At 51.7% G+C, this 9,760-nt stretch carries 9 protein-coding genes; 6 read left to right on the forward strand and 3 right to left on the reverse strand.

What is annotated here, in order from left to right:
• Positions 1 to 65 precede the first annotated feature (65 nt).
• Positions 66 to 284 (reverse strand): transposase, encoded by a 219-nt coding sequence (locus WX88_RS32270; protein WP_072053122.1) that lies wholly within the window; start codon positions 282 to 284, stop codon positions 66 to 68.
• A gap of 243 nt (positions 285 to 527) precedes the next feature.
• Here WX88_RS32270 and WX88_RS25940 point away from each other — a divergent pair, with 243 nt between their 5' ends.
• Positions 528 to 863, forward strand: a complete 336-nt coding sequence (locus WX88_RS25940; RefSeq protein WP_156176457.1) for a hypothetical protein — start codon at positions 528 to 530, stop codon at positions 861 to 863.
• A gap of 463 nt (positions 864 to 1,326) precedes the next feature.
• Positions 1,327 to 1,872, forward strand: coding sequence for an SMI1/KNR4 family protein (locus tag WX88_RS25945; protein WP_072053123.1), 546 nt, complete (start codon positions 1,327 to 1,329; stop codon positions 1,870 to 1,872).
• A gap of 1,379 nt (positions 1,873 to 3,251) precedes the next feature.
• Here the strand turns inward: WX88_RS25945 and WX88_RS25950 are convergent.
• A complete protein-coding gene (locus WX88_RS25950; protein WP_156176458.1) occupies positions 3,252 to 3,884 on the reverse strand; it encodes a hypothetical protein in 633 nt (210 codons plus the stop codon).
• An 850-nt stretch (positions 3,885 to 4,734) separates the two neighbouring features.
• Positions 4,735 to 5,691 carry a hypothetical protein gene (locus WX88_RS30600; protein ID WP_156176459.1) on the reverse strand — a complete coding sequence of 319 codons (957 nt, stop codon included), beginning with the start codon at positions 5,689 to 5,691 and terminating at the stop codon, positions 4,735 to 4,737.
• A 195-nt stretch (positions 5,692 to 5,886) separates the two neighbouring features.
• Between WX88_RS30600 and WX88_RS25970 the strand changes: the two genes are divergently transcribed.
• The 4 genes from WX88_RS25970 to WX88_RS25985 all read left to right on the forward strand — a co-directional run.
• The gene (locus WX88_RS25970; RefSeq protein ID WP_052733126.1) at positions 5,887 to 7,719 is read left to right on the forward strand and encodes a type VI secretion system Vgr family protein; all 1,833 of its coding nucleotides are present in this window, start codon (positions 5,887 to 5,889) and stop codon (positions 7,717 to 7,719) included.
• 15 nt (positions 7,720 to 7,734) lie between these two features.
• On the forward strand, positions 7,735 to 8,685 hold the full coding sequence (locus tag WX88_RS25975; RefSeq protein WP_156176460.1) for a hypothetical protein: 951 nt from the start codon (positions 7,735 to 7,737) through the stop codon (positions 8,683 to 8,685).
• Positions 8,682 to 9,113: a DUF4280 domain-containing protein gene (locus WX88_RS28395; protein ID WP_052733127.1), complete on the forward strand. Its 432-nt coding sequence runs from the start codon at positions 8,682 to 8,684 to the stop codon at positions 9,111 to 9,113. The genes WX88_RS25975 and WX88_RS28395 overlap by 4 nt, the downstream gene beginning before the upstream one ends.
• 30 nt (positions 9,114 to 9,143) lie before the next feature.
• Positions 9,144 to 9,760: phospholipase effector Tle1 domain-containing protein (locus tag WX88_RS25985; RefSeq protein WP_046247349.1), on the forward strand; the 617-nt coding region annotated here is incomplete at its 3' end.

Genomic DNA, 9,760 nt, shown 5'->3' on the forward strand with positions numbered 1-9,760 from the left:
CCAGGGCTATACGGGCGATGCGCCGGCGCAAGCGGCCGCCGAGCACGGCATCGACCTGCAGGTTATCAAGCTGGGGCAGGCCAAGGCTTTTTTAAAATATCGAGCTCCTGCTCGGCCCGTTTGAGACGGGCGCGTAGGGCGCGAACCTCTGGGTCACTGGCTACTTCTTCGCTGCCCACTTCGGCCACAAGCTGCGCCTGCTGCCAGCGGTAAAGCAGCTTGGGGCTGATGCCCAGTTGCCGCGCGGCCGCCTGCGTGCTGCGGCTCTCGCTGGCCAAGCGCACAGGGCCTCGGCTTTGAACACGTCATCGTACTTGCGCCGTTTATCGGGCCACGCTCCGCTCTTTTTTGCTGTCATCACAGAAGAAAGATACGTCCTGCTTCTGTCCGTCAATTTTAGACCACCTCAACAGTACCTGTCTTGTTTAAAGGAAGCAGATAACAAAGGCGCCTCTGAAAGTGAGATTGATAAATGATTTTGTCAATAGTAATCCTCTATAATTAGCATGAAATATTAATTACAGCCTGTGAAAATAGATTTTGCTGTGTGTACAACGGATATGTTCTTCAGTGTCCGCGAAAGGACTTCTCTACCTGTGTTTATTGAAGCACAACGCTTAGTAGAAGCGACGCAGGAAGATGCTCCACTAGATGCCCTGAGCAAAGTTGAGATTACTTTCGAGCTTGTAGCTAAGTTTGAGTTTCACATGCTCAACTTTTGGGAGCACATGTACGGTCAATTTGAAATAAAAGAGGAAACGAGTGGTCGATTTGGCTTTTACCACATCCTGAATTCTTCGTGGAACATTCTCACCTATGACCCAATGAAACGATTAAAGCTCTCTCATTTCTTACTTACCTGATACGATAGCTACCTGGAAATACTATGCTCCGCAAATTTTGAAACCAGATTTATCAGATGATATCATCTTACTCTAATAATACTCATTTGATTATCATTTAATTGACAGACGAACTGAGTATGCAATAAGTAAACGTTTCCGTGGTCGGGTCACGCACTGGGTGTGGTATAGCGACAAGATGTTACACGAATGGCCACAGCTAGAAATCGGGCCGGTGGCTGCGGCGGTGCTCATAACCTAGTTGTATTGATTGAAACGGTGGTACCTCAAGGTAAACCCTCTTATGTAGCGTGCTTCTGGAAGTTAAGCCGTATTATGTTGGCAATAATCTAGTACCCAATAGAGTCACGATGTATGCCTTAGATCATAATGGCAATATGCTTATCGACCGAACAATCACAAAGTGACCTGCAGCAAAATACGGTCTTCGGTGGTTTAAGATGCTAACCATAAACTTTATCTCGTGCGCACCTTTGAACATCTTCGGAAACAATCAGTAGTCGTGGCTGCCGATGGCTACTATTTACGAACGCACAGGCTGGCCGATGGCGTCGGGTTTCCACCCTCTTACGTTGATTTTGCCACGCAACTGGGCTGGGGAAGACTGTGTGGCTTGTTGCTTATATACGTGCCTCTTGGGCAACACCCTGATTCCTGGCTTATTCAGGGTCGTGAAATCAAGCGGTACATGGATGAGTTCTATGATGAAATGGAGCATGACCCGTTTCTATTAGAACCTGATGGATATAAAGGAATTGAACAGTCATTAATGCCTTTTGCAAGGAGCGAAAACGGCGAATACCTAGCCTGGGACGTGGCCCACCGCAACCCAGAAGGAGAGTTGCCTATCTATATAATTACTAGCCGTATGGGAGGTATTCGCTATGGGGCCAACGATTTATATCAGTTCGTAAAAAATTGCAGTGACAGTGCGGCTGTCAAGACCATGTTCGGGCCGGGATACGACAGTCTACCACCCATCTTCGAGCCCTTGCCGTTGGCTACTTGACCCTACTACTTCTGAACCTAATTCTTCCCAAGCGTCTCTTACCTCGGCTAGGACTTGATTTATGATACTCAATGACCATTCTTGAGACAATAATCATGAATGATAGCGGCAAGTTTGAGAATGTCTTTGACAGATATGGACAGAGGAAAAAAGTAAATCCTTAAATCTATGTACGTTTACTTATTTAATTAATAGGATTAATTAACCAGGTACAAGGTTTTTGCCGTGGGTGTGCCACAGGACATTCATACCTCCCAAGCCGGATGCGGCGTTGGCATCGGTCAGGAGGCCCTCAGACTCAATGTATCATTACTTCAATGCTGCACTGGGTCGGCGGGCAGGTCATTGCAGAGAACAATCCAGTTGACCTACTGCCAGTTGCTGAAGGTAACACTTAATAGTCGTCCGGTGTCGGAGGTAGTTTTGGCTACTCTTCACTTGCTTTTGGTGGGCACACCCATCAAGTTTCATCGCTACCTCGACGAACCACCAAATGAATCGACCTTGCTGCTTTGGTTACATAGTCGCCCACACGCAAATGTGCCCCTAACACCAAAGTATTTTCCTCATATTGCGTAAGGCTGTCTCGGTTCACTGTGCTCGTAGCGGGCACAAATTCGTTGAAATCGTAATATCGTCTGGTATTGCCGTCGAGGTGGTGCAAGTAATAATATCGGTTCATGTCGACGTCTGTAATGCGGCCCACTATAGCTCTTTCGCAAGATATCCTCACAGGCGGGTACAGTACCCAGAAAATCTCACGTAATAAGTAGGGAGCCGCGCAGCAAACCACCACAAGGAAAAGAATAATTTTGACCGTATATTCAGTGAGCATGAGGGTAGTGCATGCAACCAGATGACCTGCGGTTTTGATGCTAAATGATTATTTTGATTAATGCCGGACAAGTCGTACTACCGTCAATGTTCCTGCAGTAGCTTGGGCATGGGCGGCATTTCCCAGCTGATGAGCAGATTATTGGTCACGGCAACGGCAAAATGACTGTGCTCACGTCAACTAAGCGTTAACGCTTTAGTACATCGATCAAGACCGAAAAAGTGACAACATCCACCCCCTAGCTGGCGCTTTTTTCACGCTGTCTCCGGTGCCGCGAAGTACACTGTGTTCCATTTGGGGTTAAGGCTGTCGTATTTGATGAGGTAGCGCCTGTTCTCGAATTGCATGGTCGGCAATCCGTCATCTCGCCTTTATAGACTTAGTTCCCAACCCTGAAATGACAACCTGCCAGCTACTTATTCAATATCCATGGTCTAGAAAAAGCAGCGTTCTAGTTGCCGCAAAGAAACCGACTGAATTGATGAGCAAAATCACTATTAAAATCCGTAACAGTTGGTGCTTCACTTGACTTAGCCGGCTGCCATTATTGACTTAGTGCTTCTACTGGCGAGCAATGCCACTGAGTTGTGTTATTACCACGGCGCACCGATAAAGCCACCGATTTCGCTGCTTTGCTAATGTAATCACCTTTTTGCAATTGAGTTCCCAGAATCAATCTGTTCACTTCCTCTTGTGTTAGATTGCCAGTATGAGTCGAAGCAGAATCTGGCACGAAGGCATTGAAGTCGTAAGATGTTTCCGTATTACCGTCTAAATAATAGAGGTAATACTGGCGATTCATTTCGCTGCCAGTAATCTGTCCTGACACTTCTGTAGCATACGAAACCTCGATGCGGGGTTTGCTGAAAAGCCAAAACCTTAGCTTTAATAAATATGGGGCAACCAAGTAAAATACGGCAAAAACAGCCACAATATTCCGCTGCTTGCGGTTTTTTGCGGGTGGGATGAAATCATTACCAAAAACCAATCCGTACTTAGTTTGAGACTGGCTGATAACCATATCCTTGATTTCAAACAGTTGCTGTACGTCAAGTTTGATAAATGGGGTCTTCACCGTGAACTTGCCAGATACTCCAATTCCAAAACTTACCCCTTTCCATACGGTGGTGTTCTTTGGTGCCCCGCCAAATTTTACAGATTGAAAGTAAGAGCCCACCAAGTTGAACCCGGGAGGAATTAGAACTGAGAGTCCAACGCTCTAGAAGGTACCTGTCCAGTTATAACCATTCGCTATCCACGAGCTGTCAGCGGGCCGTTCCACGCCGCGTTCATCGTAGGCCTTGACCTATGGATCAGCTGCACCGCTGCCAAAGCATCCGGCACAAAATTCCATAGCCTTGGGTTCAGGTCATACTCGCCTGATAATATTAGCATCTTTGAGGTATTTAATGACGAGAATAATGAAGCCGTGCTTGCGCGCAACTCATTATTTATATTAACTCCCGCGGACACTTCCACTGCGTTATACTGTCACCGCGTTGTATGGACAAGCTAGTAGAATTCGCAGGCTTGGTAACGCGGTCTCCGATTTGTAAATAAGCTCCCAGAACCAAGGCATTTACTTGGTCCTGAGACAACGTATCGGATTGCGGAGCGGCAGTTGCGGGCACGAAAGCGTTGAAGTCGTAGTAGGAACCAGTATTACCATCAAGATAGAACAAGTGGTGCTGACGATTTACATAGCTCCCCGTGACGCGGCCTGCAACCGAAGTAGTATAAGTAATCAGGATTCGAGATGGGTAAAAAAGACGGTTAATGCCGTTGAGTATAAAGGGGGCAATTGCGAGAAACACCGCCATTATCAACAGCGCTCTTATAATTGGAGACATAACAGCTTTTAACTATGGGGAACAACGACCAAAATCTTGACCTTACTTATTTTTTATTTTTTGAATAAGGTTTTAATTATCAAATATTTACAGACTGGGTGGAAATATATTCAATTTCATGTATTCAAGGTTAAAACAATAAGTAGGACTGGGCTGTTTTCATAAAGCCCTATAAACTCATGGATAATTGTTCTGATTAATTCCTGGCCAATGGCCACCATCAATGTTTATTTTCTTTTTTTGAGGGCTTTTTTCAGCTGGAATAAAGTCTCCGCCATTTCCATAAACCATTCCATACTCGGTTGTTGCTTGATTGATGCCAATGTTTTTAAGCTGGCTAATAAGCTTGGTAGCATCGCCAAGGTCAAGCTTAAAGAACGGTGTATTGATTTTAAATTTTCCTGACACACCTACGCCGACACTGATGCCACTCCATACGGTAGTATTAACCAGTTTTTGGTCATTAAAAAGCTCTACTGACTGAAAGTAAGAACCTACAAGGGTCACATACTTCCCGTATACTGGAATAGAGAGCCCCGTACTCCAAAACGTACCAGTCCAGTTAAATCCATTCGCTATCCAGGAGCTAGGAGCAGGTTTACTTCTTCCAAACTTATCATAAGTCGTGGCCCAGGCTAAAATTACCTGAATTGCGGCAGAAGCGTTAGGAGCCAGTATTGACGAAAAAGATGTCAAAACAGTACCCATGGTAAACGAGGCGCTATGACCATAGTACAAGTGAACCTCTGGATAGCGGGACCAAGCGTCTTGACCACGTGTGTGAACAATAATATTGATACCTCCCATTGCTGATAAACCACTACTTCCCATAGGGCTCCTAAGATCAGCACCGATGGCAGCACCGATGTCAATACCAATGGCATCCGGCAGAATACCAGTCAGGTTAATTATATAATTACCTAGATGTGGTACCCGGTCGGCAGGCAGGTGGTCGTAGAGGTTAAGTTGGCGCACCTGCCGCCCGTCGCCGAAGGCAAAACCCAGGTACGTGCCGTCTTTACCCCGGATGACCCAGGTATTTTCCGCTACGACCAATGGCTTGGGCGTGACGGGCCGGGGGGTGGGAGCTTTGCGGGCACGAGCGAGTTGGTTGAGCCTTGCTTTATCGCCCACGATTGGCGGGAGCGGTGCCGTGCGAAGGTTATCAGCTTGGGCGAGGCGTTGCCGGTCGTTAACAAAAACAGGAGAGTTTGGGCGTATAGCGGATGTTTTTGAACTTTTTTAGTGCCGAGGCTACCCAATTACACTGCCGTGGTTAGAAAGGCGTGTATATTTACATTCTTTTCCACCTTCTAGCATATTTAGGGAATGGCCATTGCAATTACCGCAAAAATATCTATTGACGGCGGCCCCGCCTTGGCCGACTACCACAGCATTTCTATCCGGCAGGAGCTGTTTTCGCATCACTCCTTTCAGGTGGCAGTGCCCTACGAAATGCTGGAGCAAGAGCGCACCGATGGCTTTTTTCACCAGGCCCATCAGCGCTACTGTGGCAAGCCCATCACCATCACGCTCACCCCGACGGTGATGACGAGCTACCCCGCGCTCATCTTCAAGGGGGTGATAACACACATTGCCTTATCCAACTCCGGTGATTTTGCGCACAGCTTCGTGCTGAGCGGCTTCAGCCCCACCTACCTGCTGGAAGATGGCTCTCAACGCCGCACGTTTTTGAAGAAAGGGCTGAAGAGTATTTTTGACGAAGTACTCAAACCCTATCCCCAGAACCTGGTGAAGGTCGCCGCCATCAAGCCCCAACATCGTGACCCGGTGAAGTACACGGTGCAGTACGGAGAGAGCAACTATGTCTTTCTACGGCGCCTGGCCGATGCCTACGGTGAGTGGTTCTACTACGATGGCCAGGCTATCCGGCTGGGCAAACCCGAGGATGGCCAGCCGCTGCCGTTTACGGTCATCGGCACCGAAGGCTTCTCGATGGCGATGGAGCTGCTGCCGGCCAAGTTTACCATGAACCGCTACGACTACCTGGCCCATCAGCCCTACGAGGGGACGTCGGGCAGCCAATCGTTGAATCAGCTCAACCCCTTTGCCGCCGCGGCGCTGCAACAGTCGGAGCAGCTTTTTGCCCAGCCCGCGCGCTTCATCGCCAACCGCCACGTGCGCAGCCAGGGCCAGCTCAACACCACGATTAAGGAGTGGAAGGCCAACCAGGTCAGCGGCATGGTGACATTTCAGGGCAATGGGGAGAACCCGGGCTTTGGCGTGGGCAAGCTGATGGTGGTGCAGGGCGGCACGGAGAAAGCGCGCCACGACTACGGCACCTACCGCCTGACCGAAGTCACGCACTCGGTGCAGGCCGACCAGTACCAGAACACCTTCGTGGCCCTGCCCGACGCGGCCGAACACCCCGCCCCCAACCCCGAAGCGCACCCCCCGCTGGGCGTCTCAGAACTGGCCGAAGTGCTCGATGTCGCCGATCCGCAAAACCTCGGGCGCATCCGGGTGCGCTACTACTGGTCGGTGGACAAGCCTACCGACGCCGAAACCGGCTGGGTGCGGGTGAGCACGCCCTACAGTGGCGACGGCAAGGGGCAGCTCTTCACCCCGGAGGTGGGCTCGCAGGTGCTCGTGGGCTATGAGCATGGGCTCGCCGAGTTCCCCGTAGTGCTGGGCAACCTGTTCCATCCGCAGAATCCGCAGAGTGCGAAGTATACTACCCCCAACAATCAGCTAAAGGGCCTGCAGACGGCCGGTGGCAATAAGTTTGTGATGGTTGATACAAAGGGCGCGCAGACCATTTTGCTATCCAACTCCAACAATAAGGATACGTCTATCTTAGTCAGTTTTAAGGGTGACGGCAGCGTTGACATCAAAACCAATGGCCCCATCAATCTGACGGCTGGCGGGAACATCACCTTGGAGGCAGCTAAAAACATCGAATTACGGGCCGGCGGCGATATTTCACTGGCCGCTCAGAAAAACGTATCGGTACATGCTACTGAAGAAAATGTGGCAATACGCGCTCAAAAAGAACTATTACTCACAGCTGTCAGTGACGACCTGACTCTGGAGGCAGCCAGCAAAAAATTTGTGGCTAAAGCCGCCGACAACGTAGAAATCCGAGCTGCGGGTATAGCCAAGATCAACGGACAAGACCTCAAACTTAACCAACCCGGATAAGCCGGCTTGCTGCCCATGCCTGCTCCTGCTCCCGTGCTGGCCGGTTTCGCGCCGCGCCGTGCTACCCCGCACCCTAACGCTGGTGCACCTTACCTACCCGTACACCTACGGCGCCAATCTACGCCACCGGACGGCTTGGCTTACGCCGTGACATCTTACTGGGAAGAACGCTTCGGCGACCGGACACGCCGTGACGTGCTCACCCAGACGCTCACAGTCCACGCTCAGGAACACCTTGGCTATTGGGTGGTAACCTGCGAGGCTACTCCTCCTATCGCAGTAAAGCCCGACCGCTCAGCCCTTGAACAGGTATTGGAGCGGCTCGCTAGCCTCTACCAGCGCCTGATACTGCGCCTGACCTCCGACGGTCGCCCCATAGCGCTACTTAACCACGCCGAAGTGCTTACCACTTGGGAAGCACTTCGACACGAGCTGATGCAGCGCTCCGGTGGCGGCACCGACGACGTTACTCAACTATTGATTGCGGGCCTCGATGCCAAACTCCAAGCTCCCGGCCCCTTGCTAGCTTCGCTACGCTACCACTACCTATATGGTACCTTGTTTGCCAACTGCTACGAGCAGCTATTCGAGAGCGGCGTGCGCTACGAGCAGCCACAATGTTTTGCCCATTACTTTCCCGGTACTGACCTGTGGCTGACCGAGCGCCTCACAGTAGCTGCCCCACCCGCTCCCGGCCGCGTGGCGCTGCACTGCGATGGCAGCTTAGTGGAAGCCGGCACCGACCGGGCCGCCCTGGCTCAGAGCATCGACGCGGCCTGGGCTGCCGCCGGTATGCAGGCTGACCGGCCTGCCACGGCTCCAACTGCCGTGCATGCCATCTATGATGCCACCTACGACTTCGACGCGACCAGCGGCTGGCCCGTAGCTGCGGAGCTGTCGGTACGTTGTCGCGCCGGCCTCGACTATCACAAGGAATTCTTCCTTCACATTACGCAAGCCTTATGAGCCAAACCGGACAAGAATTCGTGTGCAGCGGCGCGCTGTGTCGCTGCGACAAGGGCCTGCTGCCCATGCCACTCACCGTCACCAGCAACCAGACCGTGACGCTGCAAGGCCGGCTCATGGCCACCACCCTCGACAAGGTGTTCCCGCCCTTTGGTACCTGCGCCGTGAAAAATAACACGCCCTGCGTGCCGGTGCTGCTGCTGTGGCAGGACTACTTTGAACAGGCCAGCCTGGTAGCCCCCGGCTGCCACCCGTTGTTGGAGAAGAGCACCATCAAGTGTGCCATTGGGGGCACGGTGAGTGTGCTGCGCACCATGCAACTGGCTATTCCGGGGCCGCCAGCTGTACCGCAGGCGGAGAGCCTACGGACGAGCAGCATGGCCCAGTGCCCGCTGCTGCTTCACGACGATGCGGACGACGACGCCTGATTTCCTGCCCATTCAATATCGCTTTACCGTATGGCTAACATTTTCTCGCAACTGTTCCGCCTCCCGCCGGGAGGCATGGGCCGCGTCGTGGTGGGCAGCAAGCCCGACGACACGAATAAAACCGGCATCCCCGTGACGGCGGCCATCTTCTTCGACGGCACGGGCAACAACCGCAACAACACGGCCCAACGCCGGATGGCCGAGCACAACGCCGCCAACCCCGACGACCTTATTTACGAGGAAGAGGGCGTACCCCTGAGCCCAGCCGAGAGCTACGCCCGCTACGGCCAGGATAAAAAGGGCCAGGCCAAAGACAGCTACCAGGCCGGCTACTCCAACGTCTCCATCCTGGAGCGGATGAACATCAAGCGCAGAACGGATCAGAAAGAAATCTCGCTCTACATCGAGGGCATCGGTACTCAGGACAACCTGGGGGATGACATCAAAGGCAATGCGTTCGGCGTGGGCAAAACCGGCGTCACCAGTAAGGTGCAAATTGGCGTCGGCCGGCTGGCAGAACGTATAGCTAAGGTCTTAAAGACACAAAAGAACAGCTATGTTGAGCAACTTACTATTGATGTATTCGGCTTCAGCCGGGGGGCGACGGCGGCACGGCACTTCGTCTCGCTGCTCAACGATAAAACGCC

Source organism: Hymenobacter terrenus, from assembly GCF_000972495.1.
GTDB lineage: Bacteria > Bacteroidota > Bacteroidia > Cytophagales > Hymenobacteraceae > Hymenobacter > Hymenobacter terrenus.

Coding starts and splice junctions, on each gene's coding strand:
- WX88_RS25970 (WP_052733126.1), top strand. CDS start 5,887: ATGGCCATTGCAATTACCGCAAAAATATCTATTGACGGCGGCCCCGCC.
- WX88_RS25975 (WP_156176460.1), top strand. CDS start 7,735: ATGCCTGCTCCTGCTCCCGTGCTGGCCGGTTTCGCGCCGCGCCGTGCT.
- WX88_RS28395 (WP_052733127.1), top strand. CDS start 8,682: ATGAGCCAAACCGGACAAGAATTCGTGTGCAGCGGCGCGCTGTGTCGC.